Origin of the sequence: Streptomyces sp. DH12, from assembly GCF_020873895.1 — a bacterium.
Taxonomy (GTDB): Bacteria; Actinomycetota; Actinomycetes; order Streptomycetales; family Streptomycetaceae; genus Streptomyces.
The window spans coordinates 96,340-117,619 of sequence record NZ_JAHWGT010000005.1; the positions used below are offsets into that span (position 1 = coordinate 96,340).

Consider the following 21,280-nt stretch of genomic DNA (forward strand, 5'->3'; position numbering starts at 1 on the left):
CGTCATGACATTCGTCCAGATCATCGACTGCAAGACCGACAAGATCGACGAGATGAACCGGCTGATGGACAGCTGGGCCGAGGCCACCAAGGGGAGGCGGACGGCCACGCACTCGCTGATGGCGCGCGACCGCTCCGACTCCACCCACGTGCTGGAGATCGTGGAATTCCCCTCGTACGAGGAGGCGATGGAGAACTCGAAGCTGCCGGAGACCGACCGGATCTTCCGGGAGATGGTGGCCCTCTGCGACGGCGAGCCCACCTTCACGGACCTGGACGTCGTCCGGGACGATCAGCTCAACAAGCTGGTCGTCCGGAGCTTCGTGGACGAGGTGATCAACAAGGGCGACTCGGGGGCGGCCGACCGGCTGTGCACCCCGGACTACCGGGAGCACGACCCGTCCCAGCCCTCGTACGACGTGGACCTGGCCGCCGCCAAGGAGGCCAACCGGGAGATCATGGAGGCGTTCCGGCCGACGTGCACCATCGAGGAGCTCGTCGCCGAGGGCGACACCGTCTGTCTGCGGATGTCCTTCAAGGGCCGCCACGTCGGCCCCTACCAGGGCGTCGAACCGACGGGCCGGGACATCACCGGCACCGGGCACGCGACCTTCCGCTGCCGCGGCGGGTTGATCGCCGAGAGCTGGTGGAACGTCGACGACATGGGGGTCATGCGGCAGTTGGGCGTCGTGGAGGGCTAGAGCCCTGTCCTGCGCGCCGGGTACCGGTCGCCGGCCGGCCGGCCCCTGCCGGCCGTGGGGCCGGGCGGGCCGGCAGGGGGAAAGAAGCAGGGGGCCGGGGCCAGGAGAGCGGTGTCACCCGCCCCCCGGCCCCGGCCCTACCGCGCATCGCCTCAGGCGCGGACGAGTTCGGCCGCCCCGAAGGACACGTCGAACCGGTCGCACCAGATGCTGACGCTCGTGTACGCGGGCAGGTCGACGTCGGCCGGCAGCACGTAGTTCTGGTCGCCCTTGTTGCCCTTGAGCTTCCCCAGGCTGACGTACTTCCCGTCGTCGAAGACCCCCCACCCGGCCTTGCCCTCCTTCACCGGCGCGTCCGTCAGCCAGACGCGCAGGTCGGGACCGTTGCTGGTGTCGAGGCCCTCCAGACGCAGCGTGTGCGTCCCGTCCGCGAGGCGCAGGAGCTTCGCCGTGCCGGCCGTCGCGTGCTCGTGGCTGATGAACGTCCCGGCCGCCAGGGTCGTCGGGCCGCTCGGGGAGGGCCTCGCCGACGCACCCGCCGACGGGGCGTGCGACGGCGCCGCGGCGGTGGGCGTGGTGGCGGGAAGCCCCTCGTGCACGGTCTCGTCCACCCAGAGCGCCCAGGGCTTGAACCACACCAGCCCGCTCACCAGCACCACCGCGAAGGCGATCCCCGCCCCGACCCACAGCTGCCTGCTACCCCGTCCCACGGCGCGTCCCCTTCATCGGTGTCGGCTTCCCCGCACATCCAACGCGATCACCCACCAGGAGGGAAGCCGTACGCGACGACCGGGCCGCACGGGCGCACGCCCCGGGACGACGGGAGGCCGCCGCCCGGGCACCCCCCGTCGGGTTCAGGGGCGGGGGCGGGTGGCGGTGTCGAGGTAGAAGGCGTCGATGCTCTGCACGGCCCGCTCGAACTCCGCCAGGTTGACCGGCTTGGTGACGTAGGCGTTGGCGTGGCTGCTGTACGCGTCGGTCACGTCGTCCGGGGCGGTGGACGTGGTGAGGACGACCACGGGGATCGTCTGCAGGTCCTCGTCGCTCTTCAGGACCTTGAGCAGCTCGCGGCCGTTCATCCGCGGCATGTTCAGGTCCAGGACGATGAGGTCGGGCCGGGCCGTGTCCGACGCGCGCAGGTGCTCCAGCGCGGCGACCCCGTCGGTGACCCGGACCAGGTTGCGGGCGCCGCGCTCGGAGAGGGCCTCCTCGATGAGCATGGCGTCGGCGACGTCGTCCTCGACGAGCAGGACGTCGAAGGGGCGGGCGGGGGTGGTCATCGTCGGAAGCTCCGTTGGTTGCTCGGGGGAGTGGTGGAAGATCCCCGGCCAGCGGCGCCGGGCGCCCTGCCGGGTCAGGCCGCAGGCGGCACCGAGCTGCGGATAGCCCGCCCCCGCGCGCGCGGCGGCCACGGCCGCCTCCCGCTGGAGTCGCTCGGTGGCCTGCTGGAGGTGGTCCAGCACGTGCAGCAGGGCCAGGGCCCGCGTCGGATCGTCCGGTGCCGGGTGCGAGGAGGCTTCCAACAGATCGGCGGCGAGGCGGCGCGCGAGGTCACCGACCGCCGCCTCCGCGAGGCCGGCGGTCTCCTGCGGAGTGGTCCGCATGTGGAAGTTCTTGCCTGGCACACCTGGCACTCTAGGCCCGGGGACGGCCGTGCGACAACAAACGTTGTCGCCGATTAAGGTGGGTCGGCCGCACGCGCACGGCGACGGACACAGCGAGGAGCCCAGAGGATGACCATGGATGAGAAGCAACCGCGTACGCGTGGGCTCTCCACGTGGACGACCCGGCGGTGGCTTCGTGTGGGGGCGGCCGTGTCCCTGGTGGTCCTGACCCTGCTGGGAGCGGCGGGGGCCTGGGTCCTGTCACGCACGCAGGCGATCAGCGCGGACCTCGTGGACGTGCGGTCCCCCGCCCTGACCACCGCGGTCCGCCTGGAGACGGCCATCCTCAACCAGGAGACCGGCATCCGCGGCTACGGGCTCACCGGCACCCCCGAGTTCATCGCCCCGTACGAGCAGGGCCTCACCGAGCAGCGAGCGCGCGCGGCGGAACTGTCGCGGCTGCTGCGCGACGACCGGGCCGCCCTGGCCGACCTGGAGGCGGTGCAGGACCGGGTGGGGAGGTGGCAGGAGAGGATCGCCCGGCCGGTCGCGGCCACGCCCCCGGGCCGGCCCTCGCCCACGGCCGCCGCCAGGGCGGGGGAGGGCAAGGAAGCCTTCGACGCCGTACGCGTCGCCCTGAGCGGCCAGCAGGAGCGGCTGCGCGCGGAGCTCGACCGGGTGAGGAGCGACCTGAGGGCCACGATCGCCCTGCGCAACTGGGTGTTCAGCGCCATCGGCGCGCTGATCGCCGTCCTCACCGCCTTCGTCTTCGAGGGGCTGCGCCGCGGCATCAACCAGCCCCTGGAACAGCTGGGCACGGACGCCCGCACCATCGCCGGGGGTGACTTCGACCACCCCATCACCCCCACCGGCCCCGCCGACCTGCGGCACCTCAGCGGCGAGATCGACTTCATGCGCAGGCGCCTGGTGCGCGAGCTCGCCTTCAGTGAGGAGGCACGCCTGCGCCTCGACGCGCAGGCCGCCGACCTCCAGCGGTCCAACGCCGAGCTGGAGCAGTTCGCCTACGTCGCCTCGCACGACCTGCAGGAGCCGCTGCGGAAGGTGTCCAGTTTCACCCAGCTCCTCCAGCGGCGCTACGGAGGACAGCTGGACGCCCGGGCGGACCAGTACATCGACTTCGCGGTCGACGGGGCGAACCGCATGCAGAAGCTCATCAACGACCTGCTCGACTTCTCCCGCGTGGGCCGCCTGCACAACGCCCACCAGGAGGTCGACCTGGACGAGGTGCTGGAGCGCACCCTGTCCTCGCTGAGCGTCGGCATCGAGGAGTCCGAAGCGGTGATCACCCACGACCCGCTGCCGTCCCTGATCGCCGACCCCACCCAGATGGGCATGCTCTGGCAGAACCTGATCGGCAACGCCGTCAAGTTCCGCCGCCCGGGCCGGCCGCCCGAGATCCATGTCACGGCCGCCCGGGAAGAGGACCTGTGGCGGTTCACCGTCACCGACAACGGCATCGGCATCGCACCCGAGTACGCCGACAAGGTGTTCGTGATCTTCCAGCGGCTGCACACCAAGGACACCTACTCCGGCAGCGGCATCGGCCTCGCGATGTGCAAGAAGATCGTCGAGTTCCACGGCGGCACCATCGCGGTCGACCCGGAATACCGCGACGGCGCGCGCATCACCTTCACCCTGGCACCCCGGCCGCCGGAGGACCCCGGACCGTCGACCATGCCGGAGGCCAGCCGCGCCGGCACGGAGCAGGCATGACGACCCCCACCACGGCCGCCGGACCGCACGCGGTCCCCGACGGGACGACGTACCGCATCCTCCTCATCGAGGACGACGAGGGCGACGCGCTGCTCGTGGAGGAACTCCTCCACGACACGGGGCTGCGGTTCGAACTGACGACCCGGCCGACCCTCGCCGAGGCCCGCACCCGGCTCGCCGCCGGCGCGCCGATCGACTGCATCCTCCTCGACCTGCACCTGCCCGACGTGTCGGGTATCGACGCGGTCGCCGCCGTCCGCGGCATGGCCCCGCACACCGCGGTGATCGTGCTGACGGGGCTGTCCGAGGCCCAGGCCGGCACCGACGCCATGGCCGCGGGTGCCCAGGACTTCCTCGTCAAGGGGAAGGTCGAGGCGGACCTGCTGCACCGGACGGTCCGCTACGCCGTCTACCGCAGCAAGACCGAACGCGCGAGCGCCGAAGCCCAGGCGGCGCGGCTGCGGGCCGAGGAGAACGCGCGCCTGGAGCGCGGCCTGCTGCCCCAGCCGATCCTCGACACCTCCACGGTGAGAGTGACCTCCCGCTACCTGCCCGGCGCCGCCATGGCCCTGCTCGGCGGGGACTTCCTCGACGTGGTGGAGGGCGACGACGGGCTGCTTCACGCCGTCGTGGGCGACGTCAGCGGCCACGGCCCCGACGCCGCGGCGCTCGGCGTCTGCCTGCGCATCGCCTGGCGCTCCCTCGTCCTCGGCGGACACCGCGGCGACGACCTGCTGCACCTGATGGAACGCATCCTCATCGCCGAACGCGGCGGGCGGCACATGTTCGCCACCTGCACCCTCCTCACCCTCGACCAGGACGCCGGCACCGCGACCCTCCACCTCGCGGGCCACCATGAACCCCTCCTCACCACCGACGGGGGCACCCGGGAGGTGGCGGCCGCACACGGCATCGCCCTGGGCATCCTCCCCGGTCTGCGCAGCTGGCCCCCCACGGTGGTGCCGCTCCCGCCGTCGGGAGCGCTCACCCTGTACACCGACGGCCTCACCGAGGGCCACAACGGGGGCTCCAGCGAACGGCTCGGCGTCGAGGGGCTGCTCGCGCTGATCGAGGACCTGCCGCCGACGGACCCGGCCGTCCACGTCGACCTGCTCATCGAGCGGACCCACAAGCTCAACGCCGGCCGCCACTCCGACGACCTCGCCGTGCTCCGCCTCGACTGGGGGGACCACTCCGCCCGCCCCTGACACCCCGGCCGCTGCGACATCGGGCCGCCGTGACTCAAGGTCGCCGCGGCACCTGCCCGGCCGGCCCCCGGGGCCAGCCGACCGCTGCCTGTCGTCCGCCCGGAGTCCGCGCCGTGACGGCGGCTCACCCTGCGCTGTCCGCCGGGGCGTTGTCAGCGGTGGCCGCTGGCGTCCCCGGTGTGGGAAGGGCCGTTCCCCGACAGCGTCCTCCCGGGGATCGCCGGTGTGTTCGACACGCCGCTGACGGACTTCCGGGACGCCGTCGCCCCGGTCGGCCGGGTGCTGCCCGGCCTCGGCCGGTGCATCGAGCGGTCCGGACGGTTCGGCAGGCGGCGCGCGGACGAGGCGTCGGCGGCCTGCCGGCCGACGCGATCGTCGGGCTCCACCTCCAGACGTGCGAGTCCGCCTTCCACCGGGAGGCCAACGCCGTCCTGCGCTCCCCGGACCGCACCAGGGCCGTGCCCTGCCTCCCGTACGTGGGATCCGGAGCTTCTCCGTCTTCACCGGGGAGGAGGAGTGCCTCCCCGCTCCGGGCACCCGGCTCGGGTGACGGGCGTGAGGGCCGAGCGCGGCGGCCTCTGCACGGTCAGGCCGGCCGGGGTGGAGGTCGCCCGGGCTCCCCTCCTGTTGGGCGCCCGTCGGCCGGACGGCGGGGGAGAGGGTTGGTTGTCCCGCTCGGCTTGGATGTCCCGCTCGGCTTGGATGTTCTGTCCAAAGATGGATAGCGTGTCCAAGTCGTCGGCGCCCGGTCGACGCGAGGAAGGAGCCCGCCGTGCAGCGCCGAGAACCCCCGGGGACGAGCCCGCGCCTCGTCGACGCCCGCTCCGGCCGTACCTACGAGCCGGACCCGCTGCGCTGGCGCGGCGACGACGGCGCGCCGCTGACCGTGTCGCCCCTGCCCGGCCTCGCCCCCTCGGACGTCGACACCGGCACCCGTTCGCTCTGGCGGTACCGGGCGGCGCTGCCGGCCGTCTGCGCGGAGCGGCCCGTCAGCCTCGGCGAGGGTCTCACCCCGCTGGTCGAAAGGGTCTGGGACGGCGAGCGGGTCCTGTTCAAGCTGGAGTGGTTCAGCCCCACGGGCAGCTTCAAGGACCGGGGCAGCAGCGTCATGGTCTCCGCGCTCGCCGCGAGCGGGGTGCGCCGGGTGGTCGAGGACAGCTCGGGCAACGGCGGGTCGTCCGTCGCCGCCTACGGCGCCGCGGCAGGGATCCGTGTCACCATCCTCGTCCCCGAGGGCACGTCGCCGGCGAAGGTCCTCCAGACCCGGGCGTACGACGCCGCCGTGGAAACGGTGCCGGGCGGCCGCGACGAGACCGCCGCCGAGGCCCTGCGCCGATCGGCCGGCACCTGCTACGCGGGGCACAACTGGCACCCGTTCTTCCTCCAGGGCACCAAGACCCTCGCCTACGAACTGTGGGAGGACCTCGGCTTCCGGGCCCCCGACGCCGTTGTCACGGTCGCGGGGGCCGGCAGCATCGTCCTCGGCTGCGACCTCGGCTTCTCCGAACTGCTCGCCGCCGGGCGGATCCCCCGGCTGCCCCGACTGCTCGTGGCGCAGCCCGCGGCCTGCGCTCCGCTGCACGCGGCGTTCCAGGGCCTGCCGGCGCCCGCCTTCGGACCGACGATCGCCGAGGGAACGTCGATCCGGGAGCCGGTGCGGAAGTCGGAGGTCCTCGACGCGATCCACCGCTCGGGAGGTGACACCGTCGCGGTGTCCGAGGAGGCCATCATGGCCGCCGCCCGGCGTCTCGCGGCGTCGGGCCTGTACGCGGAACCCACCAGCGCCACCGCCGCCGCCGCGGTGTCGCTGTTCCGGGCGCGGGGAGCGATCCGGGACGGCGAGACGACGGTGGTGGTGCTGACGGGCTCGGGGCTCAAGGCCCCGGCGGCGACGGACCGTCTGCTGGCGTCGACCGCGACGGGCAGCGGCATCGACGGCCACGCCGGTACCGCTGCCGACACCGGTGTCCCGACCGCCGGGGAGGGCGCCGCGTGACGGCCGGCCCCGACGACTGCGCACCCGCGCCGGAACGCGCCTCGCCCCCACCCGTCCCGCGGATCAGTGAGGACGACCTGCTGCTGCGCGAGGCCGAGAAGATCGTCACCGCGCTGGGCGGCATGTTCCCCGGGCTGTGCGAGGTGGTGCTGCACGACCTGCGCGACCCGCGCCACGCCGTGCGCGCCATCGAGAACAACCTCTCCGGCCGGCGGGTCGGGGACGCCGCCACCGAACTCGGACTCGCCCGCGTCAAGGACCCGGACTACCCCGGCATCCTCCAGAACTACCCCAACAGCTTCCCCGACGGCCGGCCCGCCAAGAGCACGTCGATCGGGCTCAAGAACGGCCGCGGCGAGTACGTGGCGGCCATCTGCCTCAACCTCGACGTGTCCCTCCTCGGCACCGCGGCCCGAACCCTCGCCAACCTCGTGCGCACCGACCTCCGGGACGAGCCGGTGGAGGAGACCCTGCGTGCGCAGACGACGGCCGAACTGCGGGAAGCAGTCGAGGAGTTCGCCGCCGCCCGGGGCAGTACGCCGCGCGGGCTGGACGCGGCCGCCCGGCGCGAACTCGTCCGTTCGCTCAAGGACCGGGGCTACTTGCGGGTGAAGCACTCCGTGCAGGCGCTCACCGACCTGCTGGGCGTCTCCCGGGCCACCGTCTACAACTACCTGCGCTGACCGCCGGCCGACGACTGCCGACCATTCCCCTGACCCTGGCCCTGACCCTGCCCCTGACCCGACGCCCCGGCGTCCTCCGGCGGCTTGCCCTCCTTCGGCCGCGCGCCCGGCTTGCCGTCGTGCGCCGGACCTCCCGCCGCGTTGCCCCGCGGACCGCCCTGCCCGCCCCGGTGGGAGGCGCGGGCCCCGTCGCCACCGGCCCCGGTGCCGGCAGGGGCGCCGGCACCGGGGCGCTCGCCGGTGGTCGCGCCGGTCCTTCCGGTCGCCCCCGCGAAGCTGTCGGCGGTGCGCTTCGCCCCCGGGCCCGCGTCGGAGGCGGGCACCACCGGCGCGGAGGGCGAGGGGCGCGGATCGTCCGCCGACGGCGGCTCCGTCACGGCGTGGCGCGGTGGCCGAGACACCGCGTCCTCGCCCTCGGCGGGGCGGCCGTCGATCGACCCGGTCAGGGTGACCCCGAGCACCGCCAGCGCCGCGCCCGCCGTCAACAGGGCCCGGCCGGTACGGAACGCCGACGAGGGCGCCGGTGCGGCGGACGCCGTGGGAACCGGCCTCGGCGCCACGTTCCCGCCCCTCGGGGGCGCCGCGGCGACGGGAGCGACGGCGGCGCCGCCGGTGCGCGCGTCCACGGCCTCCGACCGCCGGGTGTCGGCCACCGGGTCCCGGTCGTCGCCCGGCGGTCCGCCGTCCGGGAGGTACGGCATCAGCTGCGCGCCCGGTACGGCGGCCAGCGCCCCGGAGCAGGCGTCGGCGTCCGGCCGGCTGTTCTCGTCCGGATCCGTCATGGCCTCCAGCAGCCCGGCGAGGCCGTGCGGCAGGTCCGGCGGGATGGCCGGCGGCCGGTGCAGCCGCGCGACCGCGGCCTCCAACGGGGCGCCCCCGTACTCCAGTTCGCCCTTCAGGGCCTCCAGGAGCACCAGGCCGAGGCTGTAGACGTCCGCGGCCGGCCCGGCCCCCCTGCCGAGGACCTGTTCGGGGGCCATGTAAGCGGCCGTCCCCACCAGCGTGCCGGTGGTGGTGCGGGCGGTGGTGTCCAACAGTCGGGAGATGCCGAAGTCGGTCAGGTGCGGGGAGCCCGTCTCGTCCAGCAGTATGTTCGACGGCTTGACGTCGCGGTGCACGACACCGGCCGCGTGGATGTGCGCCAGGACCGAGGCCAAGGCGGCGCCGGTCCGGGCGGCCTCGCCGGGCGTCAGGGGGGCCGCGGCGATGCGCCGGCGCAGCGTCGTGCCCTTGATGAGCTGCATCACCAGGTACGGTTGTCCGTCCTCCTGACCCGAGTCGTACACCGTGACCAGCCCGGGGTGCTCCAGCCGGGCCAGCAGACGGCCTTCGTGGTCGAAGCGCTCCTCCGTCTGGGCCGCGTCCTGCGGCCGGAACACCTTCACCGCCACCGGTCGCCGCAGGCGCAGGTCCAGTCCCTCGTACACGTCCGCCGCACCACCGCGCCCGAGCAGGTCGTCGAGCCGGTAGCGGCCGGCGACCACGTGGGCCGTGAGCCGGAGATCCGGTCGGATGGACCACGGGCGGACCTTCATCTGTGCTCCCTGCGTTCCGCTGACACCTTCCTCCGGCCGCCCGCCCACGGATCTCCGTGCCGGGCCGGGCCGACGCCCGACCGCGTACCGGCCGGGCGGCACCCGGCGCCGGACGGCAGGCCGCGGCCCCGCCCGTGTGCGAGCACGGACTACGCGTGCCCCCTCAGGGCGAGGACATCCGTGCGGGGAGCGGAAAGTCGGGTTCGGTCCGCCCTCCGGCCACCGCCCGACTGCCCGGGAGCGCGAACCGCTCCGGCCCGCCGGCAGGTCACAGGGCGCCGGGGAACTCCGTGGCGTCGGGCGCCGACACCCTGGGCGCCGCCTCCGCGGCATGGCTCCGCCGCCCCGGCGCCTTCGGGCCGCTGCCGGACCCGTCGCATCCGGTGACCAGCGTCGCGGCAAGCTGCTTTGGGAAGCCGTCGACGATGTGCCGAAGCGGCACTCGCACGGGTGAGATGCCGTGTCCACCGCCTCGGCCCGACGTTGGGCAGGAGCCTGAAAGGCCCAGCAGGCGACCCTGATGTACCGGCCATCTGAAGGGACAGCGTGCCCGATGACCGACAAGCCCGTCGGAACCGCCGCTCCCCGGCAGACGGGGGTCACCGAGGCGTCCCCCACCACCGATCCGCCCGGTGCCGAGGCGCCGGTTCCCTCCGGTCCCATCGCCGACCCGGACCGTCCGCACGCGGCAGCTCGCCCGGGATCTCCCGTCGCGCCGCGGATGGACCTGCTGGGCAGGGTGGCGCGCTGGTCCTACGGTCACCGCTGGTGGGTGATCGGCGCGGCGGCCTGCCTGCTCGTCATGGGCGCCGTGACGGGCGTGAGCGCGGGCGACCGGTGGTCGAACGGCGGCTACAGCGCCGGCGGAACGGCCGCTCAGGACGCTGAGCGCACCGCCCAGCGGTACGCCGCCGGCACGCCCGACCTGATCCTCCACATCCGTTCCAGCCGATCGGTCGACTCGCCCGACGTGACGCGGCAGGGCAGGAGGGTGACCGAGCTCGCCGCGCGGTCACCCGGCGTGGCTTCCGCGCTCTCGTACTGGACCACTGGGCTGGACCCGCTGCGCGAGGCCGACGGTCGCGGCGCGCTGCTCCGGATGGACCTCGAGGGCGACGACTCCGCTGCTGCTCGCACGGCTCGTGATGTGGTGCCGTCCTTGCGCGCCGCCGCTCCGGAACTGACCATCTCGGCGAGCGGACCTGCCTGGGTCAACGTCACCGCCACCGACCAGGCCCAACGCGACTTGTTGCACTCCGAGCTGTTCAACCTGCCTCTGGTCCTGCTCGTCCTGGCACTGGCCTTCGGGTCCTTGCGTGCCACGCTCGTACCCGTGGCGATCGGTGCGACCGCGGCGTCGGGAACGCTGGCGGTGCTGTCGGTCGTGTCCCAGCTGACCCCGGTGACGGTCTTCGCCGTCAATCTCAGCTGTGCCCTTGGCTTCGGCCTGGCCGTGGACTACGCACTGTTCACTCTCTCCAGGTATCGCGAGGAGCGCGCCCGTGGTCTGGAGGCCGAGGAGGCTGTCGGACGGGCGATGTCCAGCACCGGACGGGCGGTGGTCTTCTGTGCCATGACCATGGCGTGGTGCATGGCTGCGCTGCTCGTCTTTCCTCTGGGGCTGATCCGGTCGCTGGCCATCGCCTCGCTCATCGTCGTCGTGTTCTGCGTGGTGGGCACCCTGTTCCTGCTTCCTGCCTTGGTGGCCGCTCTGGGCGGGCGCATCGACGGCCTGGCCGTGTCGCGGCGCCCGCCATGGCGTCGGTTCGCCGGCAAGTCGGCGGCCGGGTCGGGTTGGCGGCGCATCGCCGTCACCGTGACCGGGCGGCCCTTGGTGTGGGCTGCGGCCGGTTCCGTCCTGCTGCTGGGGCTTGCGGCACCCGTCCTCTGGCTGCGGCCCGCCCTGATGGACGAGAGCATCCTGCCGCCCCATGCCGAGGCGCGGACCACCTCACAGGCCATCCGCGAAGCCTTTCCCCATCCGCCCGAGCGACAGCTGACGGTCGTGTTGCCGCGTACGAACCCGGTGGCCCGAGCGAATGATCTGGATGCCTACGCCAGGCACCTGTCGGCCCTGCCCGGCACGGTCCGGGTGAGCACCGGCGCGGGCGACTACGCCGCCGGCAGGCTCATCGAAGCCCGACGCGCCGAGAAGGCCACCGAGCAGCATGGCACGCTGGTGATGGTGTTCACGGCGGGCCCTACCCAATCCCGGCAGACCGCCGACCTGGTCAATGCCGTACGCGCCGCTCCGGCGCCAGGACCCGCGCAGGTGGCGGGTACCGCAGTGCAGCTGGCCGACACCAGGAAGGCCGTGACCGACGCGCTCGGCTGGTGGTCGGCACTGATGCTCAGCGGTGTGTTCGTGATGCTGCTGGTCTTCACCAGAAGCCTCCTGGTCGCGGTGAAAGCCGCGGTCCTCGGCGGGCTGAGTATCGGCGCGGCGCTCGGGCTGATGGTCCTGCTTTTCCAGCAGTTGCAACTCCTCGGCCCTCCGGCTGGGGGCGGCGAGGGGACGCTGGAGATCACCATGCTGCTGCTGGCTGCCGCCCTGGCGTTCGGACTCTGCGTGGACTACGAGGTCTTCCTCGTCGCCCGCATGGCCGAGGAGTGGCGGCGCACCGGGCGGAACACCGCCTCCATCGTGTTCGGCATCGAACACACCGGTCGCTTGTTCACCGCCGCCGCGCTGGTCGTGACCGTCAGCATGGGCGCGCTGGTGGTGTCCGAGGTCCGCCTGCTGGTGGTCCTCGGAGCAACGATGGCCGCCATCGTCGTCCTCGACGCCACCGTCGTACGAGGTGTCCTCGTGCCGGCGGTGATGCAACTGGCGGGCCCGGCGAACTGGTGGACCCCGGCGGCTCGTCGGCGGGCCGGAGCGACGCGGCCTCCCGCCGCCACGAGCACGCGATGAGCACGCGCCGGAGGGGACTGCGGCACAGCCACCTTTCGCTGCCGGCGGCGACCGGCCGCCGGCTGTGCAACGCACACCACCGCATCTGCCCGGTCGGTGGCACGACGCCGGAGGAGCCGAGCAGATGGGCGAATCCGTAGTCACATGACTACAGTCAGTTTTGACTGGGATCGCCTGTATCGATCATGCTGGGTGTCGTGACGGTTCTGCTGACCGGTGCCACCGGCTTCCTCGGGTCCCGTGTCGCCCATGCCCTCCTGACCACCCGTGACGAAAGCGTGATCGCCCTGGGCCGCGGAACTCCGGCCCACTTTCGCGGCCGTGTGCTCGACGCCCTGAAAGCTCACGGTGAGGACGTGGCCGAGGCCGGCCATCCGGCCCGTCTGCGGTGCGTCAGTGGTGATGTCACCGAACCGTGGCTGGGTCTGCCGCCGGCGCTGTACGCGCGTATCGCCCATGAGGTGGACGCGGTATGGCACTGCGCGGGTGACATCGCACTCACCGGCGAGCGGGAGCGGCTGTTCCGGGTCAATGTGCACGGCACGGCGCGCATCCTGGACTTCATGGAGCTGACGGCAGCTCACTGCCGACTGGTCCACCTGAGCACGATGGCCGTTGCCGGTGCCCGTCCCGGCGGGCGCGTCACGGAGAGCGAACTGTCGGACGCGTGCGGATTCGAGACGCATTACGACGCCTCGAAGTTCGAGGCGGAGAAGGCGGTGCGCCAGTGGGCGGACCGCTACCGGCGGCCGGTGGTGGTGCTGCGGCCCGGCATCGTCGCGAACGACCGCCCGCAGTCGGGCGACAGGGCGGGTCACCCGCTCTCGGTGCTCGGATCGATGGTCGAGGCCGTGGCGCGAGGCGGCGCGCCCGGCATCCCGGCGCAGCGACCCCACGGTACCCAGGTACGTCTGCGCCTGGCCGCTTCTCCGGATGCCGCTTTGAACATCGTTCCTGACCGTTACGCCACGGAAACCATGGTCCGCATCGGACACGACGCGGACCACGACGGAGGCGGGGGAGCCCGCACCTTCCACGTGGTGCACGGGCAGAACACCACGGTCAAGGACCTGTTCACCGTGCTGGAACAGCAGTACCCGGGCCTGCGGATCGAGTGCGTCACCGGTGACGTCCAGGACGCGACGGAGGCCGAGCGCCACATCGCCGCACACCTCACCGGCTTCCTCAGCTACTGCCGCCACCAGCGCACATACGACCGCTCCCACGCGCTCGCCGCGACACCCCCTCTCGAGGAGCCCGCGCCCATCGACGCCGCGTTCCTCCGCGGCGCTCTCGGCTTCACGGCTCACGCCGGCATGCCCGTCTGACGAGAGCCGTCCGGGTCCGCCGGCGGACTCCCGTCGCCCTTCTTTCACCCACCCTCTGCACGTCTTCGGAGTCGTTCTGTGTCCTTGCGCATGCCGGCCTGGTCGGAAGAAGCCGTCGCCATCGTCGGAACGGCCTGCCGGCTGCCCGGTGGCATCCACACCCCCGACGACCTGTGGGCCGTCCTGTCGGCGGGCCGGGACGTCGTCGGTGAGGTCCCCGTCGATCGCTTTCCCGTAGGCGACTTCGTGGACGCGGCGCGTCGGCCGGGGTGGTCGTACACGGCCGCGGGCGGCTTCCTCGACGACATCGCGGGCTTCGACACCTCGTACTTCCAGGGGATCTCCCCGCGGGAGGCCGCCCGGATGGACCCGCAGCAGCGGCTGCTGCTGGAGATGGCCGTGGAGGCCCTCGACGACGCGGCCGTGGACGCGGCCCGGCTGGAGGGTTCCGACACCGCCGTCTTCATCGGCTGCTCCAGCCGGGACTACGGCGAGCTGCAGTCCTGCGTCCCGGAATCGGGCAACGCCTACACGGTCACCGGCATGGCCGGGGCCATCGCCGCCAACCGGCTGTCGCACTTCTTCGACTGGCGCGGGCAGTCCGTCATGGTCGACACCGCCTGCTCCTCCGCCCTGACCGCGGTTCATCAGGCGTGCGAGCACCTGCGCGCGGGGCGGGCCGGGGCCGCTGTCGCGGGAGGCGTCAACATCCTGCTCAACCCGCAGGGCTTCGCGGGGTTCTCGGCGGCGTCCATGCTGTCGCCGACCGGTCGCTGCCGGGCCTTCTCGGCGCGCGCCGACGGGTTCGTGCGGGCCGAGGGAGGCGGGCTGGTGCTGCTCAAGCGGCTGTCCGACGCCCGCGCGGACGGGGACCGCGTCCACGGGGTGATCGTGGCGAGCGGCACCAACAACGACGGCCGCACCCCCGGCCTCGCCCTTCCCAGCAGCGAGGCCCAGGAGGCGCTGCTGCGCGAGGTGTACGACCGGGCCGGGCTGTCTCCCGACGACGTGTCCTACCTGGAGGCGCACGGTACGGGTACTCCCGTCGGCGATCCTCTGGAGGCCCTGGCCATCGGTCGTGCCCTGGGCACCGGACGCCGACGGGGAGCACTGCCGATCGGCACGGTCAAGACCAACATCGGCCACCTGGAGGCCGCGTCCGGCATCGCGGGCCTGCTGAAGGCACTCCTCGTGCTGCGCCACCGACAGGTGCCCGCCCTGCTGCACGCGGACGAACTCAACCCGGCCATCGACTTCGACGGACTCAACCTGCGGCCGGTGACCCGCCCGCAGGCGCTGGAAGGCGGCGGTCCGCTCGTCGCTGGTGTGAACTCCTTCGGGTTCGGCGGCGCCAACGCCCACGTCGTGCTGGCAGCCGCGGACCTTGACGCCCCCAGCCGTACCCGGCCCGATCACCAGGGTGACGGCACCCGACGGGCCCTGCCCGTCGTCGTCTCGGCCCGCACACCCGCGGCACTGCGGGCGTCGTGCGAACGGCTGGCCCAGCACCTCCAGTTCACCGAGGACACAGACTTCCCGGACGTCGCCTACACCGCCACGGCACGGCGGCGGCGACACGAACACCGCGCCGCCGTCCTGGCCGCCACTCCGGGGGAGGCGGCGGACGCCCTGTTCGCCCTGGCCGCGGGGGAGGAGAGCGACCGTGCCGTCACCGACGTGGTGGCCCGGTCGGGGAAGGTGGCCTTCGTCTTCAGCGGCAACGGCGCCCAGTGGCCGGGCATGGCCGTGGACCTGCTGCGCGACGAGCCCGTCTTCGCCGCGGCGGCACAGCGGGTCGACGCGGAGATGGCACCGCTGCTGGGCTGGTCGGTGATCGACGAACTCGCCGCCGGTGCGCCCCGGCTCGATCTGACCGAGGTGGCTCAGCCGCTGTTGTTCACGGTGCAGGCGGCACTGGTCCGGTTGCTGGCGTCGTACGGCATCGAGCCGGACGCTGTGACGGGCCACAGTGTCGGTGAGATCGCGGCGGCGTACGCGAGCGGTTGCCTGGACTTGGCCCAGGCGTGCCGGGTGGTGGTGGCCCGCAGCGAGGTCCAGGCACTCACCAAGGGGACGGGACGCATGGCCGCCGTCGGCCTCGGGCTGGAGGACGCCCGGAAGGAGCTGGCTTCCCGGGACGGACGTATCGAACTCGCCGGCGTCAACAGCGGCCACGACGTCACGCTCGCCGGAGACGCCGCGGCCCTCGCCGAGCTCGGACGGGAATTGGCGGGGCGGGAGGTCTTCTTCCGTGAGCTCGACCTCGACTACGCCTTCCACAGCCGGGCCATGGACACGGTGCGACAGGACCTGGCAGACCGCCTCGGCCGGCTCCGCCCCGCCCCGCACCGCTGCGACTTCGTCTCCACCGTCACCGGCGGTCCCGCGGAGGGCGAGCTGCTCGACGCCGCGTACTGGTGGCGCAACGTGCGCGAGCCGGTGCTGTTCGCCGACGCCGTACGTGCACTGGCCGACGACGGTTGCACCCGGTTCGTGGAGATCGGACCGCACACCGTACTGTCCGGCTACCTGCGTCGACTCGTGGGCGCCGACGCGACGGTGGCGCTGTGCCGTCGTGACCGGCCCGCCACCGCCTCGGTGCGGCGCGGAGCCACCCGCCTGATCGCCGCCGGAGACCGGCCCGGCGGACAGGCCGCCGGCAAGGGCCGCGTCGTGTCGCTGCCGCCCTACCCCTTCCAGCGCGAGCGCTGCTACAACGGCGGTCCCGACTGGTGGGTGTCCGTTCCCCAGGACAAGACCCTCGTGCACCCCCTGCTCGGTCGGCGTGCCGCCGTCGCCGAGCCGTCCTGGCACCAGAACCTCGGTACCAGCCGCCTCGCCTGGCTGGCCGACCACCAGGTGGACGGCAGTGTCGTCGTGCCCGGGGCCTGCTACGTCGAAGCGTTCCTCGCCGCCGGCCGGAGTGGGCTGGGGACCGGCTGCGAGGTCACCGACCTCATGATCCTGCGCCCCCTGACGCTGCCCGGTGCCGACGACCCGAGCAGCGTCACGGTGCAGACGTCGCTGTCCCCGGAGGACGGCATCGCCTGGTTCGCCTCACGAAGGACGGCAACCGACGACTGGACAGCGCACGCCCGCGGACGGGTCCGGCGCTGCGTGGCACCGGCCCCCGCCCCGCTCGACGTCGCCGCGGTGCGTGCGCGCCTGTCCGGACCGGCGGTCGATGCCGCCACCCACTACGACGGTACGGCCCGGGCGGGGCTCGCCTACGGCGCCCGTTTCCGGGTCCTCACCCGGCTGCACCTGGGTGAGGCCGAAGTTCTCGCCGGATTCCGACTGGCTCCGGGCGACGACCGCTCCGCCTTCGAGGCGCATCCGGTGGTCCTGGACGGCGCGCTGCAGGCTCTGGCGCCCCTGCTGGCCGCGACGGCGGGCGAGCGGATGTTCCTCCCGACCGGCTTCTCGACCGTCCGGGTCTGGCACCAGCTGCCCGCGGAAGGGTTCGTACACGCCCGGCTCCGCGAGCTGGCCGGGCCGGACGTGCTCGCCGACATCAGCGTCACGGCCGAGGACGGTACCGTCTGCGCCGAGCTGACCGGCTGCCGACTGCGCGGGGTCGAGGCGGCAGGCGCGAGCCCGGCCCACCTCCAGGAGCTGACGCAGGTGCTGCGCGCCGCCGGACACCACGAGCCCCGTGGCGACCGCTGCCCCTGGCCCGCGCCGGGGGACGCCGTGGCCGCGACCGAGGAGCAGCGCACCCGCGTGGAGGCGGAGCACACCGACGGCTACTCCGCCTTCGCCCCCGAGGTGAAGCTCACCGCGGGTCACTGGGCGGCGGCCGCCTTCGCGCGCCTGCTGCCGCACGGCGGGGACTTCGGCGCTCCCGAGCTGCTGGCCGCCGGCGTGCGGCCGCACCACCTGCCGTACACCCGGATGCTGGCCCGGCTGGCCGAACGGGCCGGCCTGCTGGAACCGGTCCGCGCGCCGGATGCCCTTGAGCCGAGGTGGCGACCGGCCGGGAGGCCCGAACCGCAGGCGCTGACCCAGCGCCTGGCCGACCGGTTCCCCGACTGGATCACGGCCATCGCCGTCTACGCCCGGTGCGGCGTCCACCTCACCGACGTGCTCACCGGCCGGACCGACGCGCGCGAGCTGCTGTTCGGCGAAGCCGACCGCCACTTGGCGGAAGCCTTCTACACGGACAGCCCGCAACTGCGCCTGCACGGCCGTCTCGCAGCGATCCAGCTCGACCACATGCTCCGCGACTGGCCCCGAGGGCGGCCCTTGCGGATCCTCGAGGTCGGCGCCGGGACCGGCGGCCTCACCGGCCACCTGCTGCCGCTGCTGCCCGCTCACCTCACCGAGTACGTCTACAGTGACGTCTCGGCCGGCTACTTCCCGCGGGCCCAGGCCCGCTTCGCCGCCTACGACTTCGTCACCTACCGCGCCCTCGACCTCGACGCCGACCCGACCGACCAGGGCTTCGGCGCCGGCGAGTTCGACCTGGTGGTGGCGGCCAACGTGCTCCATGCCACCCGGGACGTGCGTGCCGCGTGCACCCGTCTCGCCCGCCTGCTGGCTCCCGGCGGGCACCTGATGGCCCTCGAAAGCCACGACGGGGACATCCTCGGCCCGTGCTTCGGCCTGCTGGAGCAGTTCTGGTCCTTCACCGACACCGAATCGCGCACCACGGGACCGCTCCTGTCCCGGGAGGCCTGGCCCGCCGTGCTGACCGCCTCCGGGTTCGAGGCCGTCACCCGCACGGGGACCCGGCAGGCCGAGGCCGACGAGGACTACTCCTTGCTGCTGGCCCGACGGGCCGCCACCGCGCAGCAGACGCCTGTACCGAGGCCCACCCCCGCGCCCGCCGGCGCCGATGGCGGTACGTGGCTGCTCATCACCGGCGTCGGCGGCCACCCGGCGGCCCGCCACATCCAGGAAACGCTGGAAGGTGCCGGCGCCCGGTCCCTGCTGCTGTCGGCGGCCGACGTGGAAACCAGCGACCTGGAGGCAGCGCAAGGCTGTCCCGGGCCGCTACGGGCTGTCGTCATGCTGCCGGAGCTCGCGGGCGGTGAGGTACCGAACGCCACCGATACGATCGCGCGATCCGCCGACCTGATCAAAACGGCTGCGGGTCTGTGCACCCCGGCATCCGACGGACGGTCCGCCCTCTGGGTGGTCACCGGCCCGACCGGCCTCTTCCCGGCGCCCGAGACCAGCACCACGGCTTCCCCGCTCCACGCCGCAGCATGGGGAATCGGCCGCGTCCTGGCCAACGAACGCCCCCTCCTCACCGTGCGTCGAGTCGCCCTCCACCCGACGGGCACCCCCGACGAGGACGCCGGCCGGCTCGTGCGCGAACTCCTGCGCGCCGACGAGGAGGACGAGGTGGTGCTGGCAGAGCACGGCCGCTTCGTGCCCCGGGTGACCGCCTGTCCGCCACCGGCGTCCCCCGCCCGTCCAGGTGAGCATTACCGTCTGCGCCTCGCACGGGCCGGCCGCACACCCCGCCTGGTCTGGGAACCCGCGCAGGAACGCACCCCCGGAGCAGGGGAGATCGTGGTACGGGTGCGGGCCGCCGCCCTGAACTACCGCGACGTGATGCTCGCCCAGGGCCTGCTCCCGCCCGGCGCCGAACCGGCGACCGCCGGCGGACCGCAGCTCGGTCTGGAGTGCGCCGGCGACGTCGTCGCGGTCGGACCGGGAGTGACGTCCCGGTCCGTCGGCGACCGCGTCTACGCCTTCGGGCACGGCACACTGGCCTCCCACGTCACCGTCGACGCCCGACAGACCGGGCTGATCCCCGGCACCATGAGCTACGCGCAGGCCGCGACGCTGCCCGCCGTCTACCTCACCGTCCTGCACTCTCTGGAGCGGTGCGCACACCTGCTGCCGGGGCAGACCGTGCTGGTACACGGCGGGGCCGGCGGCATCGGACTGGCCGCACTGCGCCACGCGCAGCACATCGGCGCCCGCGTCATCGCCACAGCGGGCAGCCCCGCAAAGCGGGACCTGCTGCACGCCCTCGGCGTCGAGCACGTCTTCGACTCCCGCAGCGTGTCGTTCGCCCACGACGTCACCGCGCACACCGATGGAGGCGTGGACGTCGTCCTCAACTCCCTCGCGGGCGAGGCCGTCGGCCGCAGCCTGGAATGCCTGCGGCCCGGAGGCCGCTTCGTCGAGCTCGGCAAGCGCGACATCTACGCCAACAGCCCGCTGCTGCTCTCCCCCTTCCGCAACAACCTCGCCTACTTCGCAGTCGACGTCACCCGCCTCCTGGCCGACACCCCTGACACGGCATCCGAAGCCTTCGCCGAGGTCACCGACCGCATCACGAGCGGCGTGTACCGGCCCCTGCCCCACCAGACCCACCCGGCCGGCCGCATCGACGACGCCCTGTCCGCGCTGCGCCACTCCCGGCACCTCGGCAAGGTCGTCATCACGTTCCCGGACACGGAACCGGTCGTCCTCACCCGTCCCGCCGACATCCCACCACCGCATGCGGAGGCCACCTACCTGATCAGCGGCGGACTCAGCGGTCTGGGCGCCGCGACCGCCCGCCACCTCGCCGCCCGTGGGGCTCGCTCCCTCGCCCTGGTCGGCCGGCGCGGGGCCGCCTCCCCCGAAGCCGCCCCCCTGCTGGACGGACTCAGGGCACAGGGCGTGGACGTCACCCCGTATGCGGCCGACATCACCGACCGCGAGGCCGTCGCCGCCGTGTTCGAGCAGGCCGCGCGGAAGGGACGACCGGTGCGCGGCATCGTGCACGCCGCCATGCAACTGGACGACGCACCACTGGACGAACTCGACACCTCCCGGGTCGGCGACGTCCTGGCGGCCAAGGTGCGAGGCGCGGAAGTCCTCGATGAACTCAGCCGGGACAGTGAGCTGGACTTCTTCGTCGTCTACTCCTCCGTCGCCGCGCTGGTGGGCAACATCCACCAAGCGCCCTACGCCGCCGCCAACCTCCACCTGGAAAGCCTGATGCGAACCCGACGCGCACAAGGGCGACCGGGCCTGGCACTGGCCTGGGGCGGTATCAGCGACACCGGCTACGTCGCCCGTAGGCTGCTCGCCGACACCATCAACCGTTCAGGCATCGGACTGATCGACCCCCGGACAGCGTTGGCGGCGCTCGACCGCCACCTCAGCCGGAACGAAGAGGCATCGGTCACCGTCGGCGTCATGGAGTGGGAACGCCTCAGCGACATCCTGCCCGCCCTGGGCGGCCCCCGGTTCGGCGCGCTCCTACGGCGCACCACAGGCGCCCGCGATCCACAAGCCTCGGCCGACCTGCGTCAGCGACTCGCAGCGGCGGAAAGCGACACCGCGCGGCTCGCTCTCATCATGGAGACACTGCGCGAACTGACGGCCGCCACACTCCACACCACGCCGGAACGAGTGAACCCCTCAGCCGGGCTGTCGGACCTCGGACTGGACTCCCTCATGGCAGCCGAGCTCAAGGTCCACCTCCAGCAGACCTTCGGCTGCGAACTGCCCCTCATGGAGTTCATGGCCGCCGGCCATCTGAACGGCGTCGCCGAACGCCTGCACCGTGCCCTGTCCCGCCAAGAGAGGGCAGCGGCCCTGACGCACTGAGACCGTCGCGTCCGGCGC

The 21,280-nt window shown here is 73.2% G+C and carries 11 protein-coding genes; 8 read left to right on the forward strand and 3 right to left on the reverse strand.

Annotation, left to right across the window (positions count from 1 at the left end):
• Nucleotides 1-4 precede the first annotated feature (4 nt).
• The gene (locus tag LPA54_RS06190) at nt 5-700 is read left to right on the forward strand and encodes an ester cyclase (protein ID WP_228974581.1); all 696 of its coding nucleotides are present in this window, start codon (nt 5-7) and stop codon (nt 698-700) included.
• A 152-nt stretch (nt 701-852) separates the two neighbouring features.
• Here the strand turns inward: LPA54_RS06190 and LPA54_RS06195 are convergent, their stop codons facing one another.
• Together LPA54_RS06195 and LPA54_RS06200 are read right to left on the reverse strand one after the other, a co-directional pair.
• Nucleotides 853-1,410, reverse strand: a complete 558-nt coding sequence (locus tag LPA54_RS06195) for a DM13 domain-containing protein (RefSeq protein ID WP_228974583.1) — start codon at nt 1,408-1,410, stop codon at nt 853-855.
• Between the two features lie 144 nt (nt 1,411-1,554).
• Nucleotides 1,555-2,325, reverse strand: a complete 771-nt coding sequence (locus LPA54_RS06200; protein ID WP_228974585.1) for a response regulator — start codon at nt 2,323-2,325, stop codon at nt 1,555-1,557.
• Between the two features lie 108 nt (nt 2,326-2,433).
• Between LPA54_RS06200 and LPA54_RS06205 the strand changes: the two genes are divergently transcribed.
• The 4 genes from LPA54_RS06205 to LPA54_RS06220 all read left to right on the forward strand — a co-directional run bounded on the left by LPA54_RS06205 (nt 2,434) and on the right by LPA54_RS06220 (nt 7,925).
• On the forward strand, nt 2,434-4,038 hold the full coding sequence (locus LPA54_RS06205) for an ATP-binding protein (protein ID WP_228974587.1): 1,605 nt from the start codon (nt 2,434-2,436) through the stop codon (nt 4,036-4,038).
• Nucleotides 4,035-5,246, forward strand: coding sequence for a PP2C family protein-serine/threonine phosphatase (locus LPA54_RS06210; RefSeq protein WP_228974589.1), 1,212 nt, complete (start codon nt 4,035-4,037; stop codon nt 5,244-5,246). The genes LPA54_RS06205 and LPA54_RS06210 overlap by 4 nt, the downstream gene beginning before the upstream one ends.
• Nucleotides 5,247-6,018: 772 nt before the next feature.
• Nucleotides 6,019-7,242, forward strand: a complete 1,224-nt coding sequence (locus LPA54_RS06215; RefSeq protein ID WP_228974590.1) for a pyridoxal-phosphate dependent enzyme — start codon at nt 6,019-6,021, stop codon at nt 7,240-7,242.
• A 62-nt stretch (nt 7,243-7,304) separates the two neighbouring features.
• Nucleotides 7,305-7,925 (forward strand): transcriptional regulator, encoded by a 621-nt coding sequence (locus LPA54_RS06220; protein WP_228974807.1) that lies wholly within the window; start codon nt 7,305-7,307, stop codon nt 7,923-7,925.
• Here the strand turns inward: LPA54_RS06220 and LPA54_RS06225 are convergent.
• On the reverse strand, nt 7,913-9,460 hold the full coding sequence (locus tag LPA54_RS06225) for a serine/threonine-protein kinase (protein WP_228974591.1): 1,548 nt from the start codon (nt 9,458-9,460) through the stop codon (nt 7,913-7,915). The two genes, LPA54_RS06220 and LPA54_RS06225, sit on opposite strands and share 13 nt — an antisense overlap.
• 553 nt (nt 9,461-10,013) lie before the next feature.
• On the opposite strand from LPA54_RS06225, the gene LPA54_RS06230 reads away from it, so the two are divergent.
• The 3 genes from LPA54_RS06230 (at nt 10,014) to LPA54_RS06240 (ending at nt 21,262) form a co-directional block, all read left to right on the forward strand.
• Entirely contained in the window at nt 10,014-12,374 is a 2,361-nt protein-coding gene (locus tag LPA54_RS06230; RefSeq protein ID WP_228974592.1) for an MMPL family transporter, read from the forward strand.
• Between the two features lie 197 nt (nt 12,375-12,571).
• Nucleotides 12,572-13,702 carry an SDR family oxidoreductase gene (locus LPA54_RS06235; protein ID WP_228974594.1) on the forward strand — a complete coding sequence of 377 codons (1,131 nt, stop codon included), beginning with the start codon at nt 12,572-12,574 and terminating at the stop codon, nt 13,700-13,702.
• A gap of 78 nt (nt 13,703-13,780) precedes the next feature.
• Nucleotides 13,781-21,262, forward strand: a complete 7,482-nt coding sequence (locus tag LPA54_RS06240; RefSeq protein ID WP_228974596.1) for a type I polyketide synthase — start codon at nt 13,781-13,783, stop codon at nt 21,260-21,262.
• Nucleotides 21,263-21,280: the final 18 nt, after the last annotated feature.

Bases quoted from the DNA above. Each gene is read 5' to 3' on its own strand.
- LPA54_RS06210 (WP_228974589.1), top strand. From the start codon at position 4,035: ATGACGACCCCCACCACGGCCGCCGGACCGCACGCGGTCCCCGACGGG.
- LPA54_RS06225 (WP_228974591.1), bottom strand. From the start codon at position 9,460: ATGAAGGTCCGCCCGTGGTCCATCCGACCGGATCTCCGGCTCACGGCC.
- LPA54_RS06190 (WP_228974581.1), top strand. From the start codon at position 5: ATGACATTCGTCCAGATCATCGACTGCAAGACCGACAAGATCGACGAG.
- LPA54_RS06205 (WP_228974587.1), top strand. From the start codon at position 2,434: ATGACCATGGATGAGAAGCAACCGCGTACGCGTGGGCTCTCCACGTGG.
- LPA54_RS06230 (WP_228974592.1), top strand. From the start codon at position 10,014: ATGACCGACAAGCCCGTCGGAACCGCCGCTCCCCGGCAGACGGGGGTC.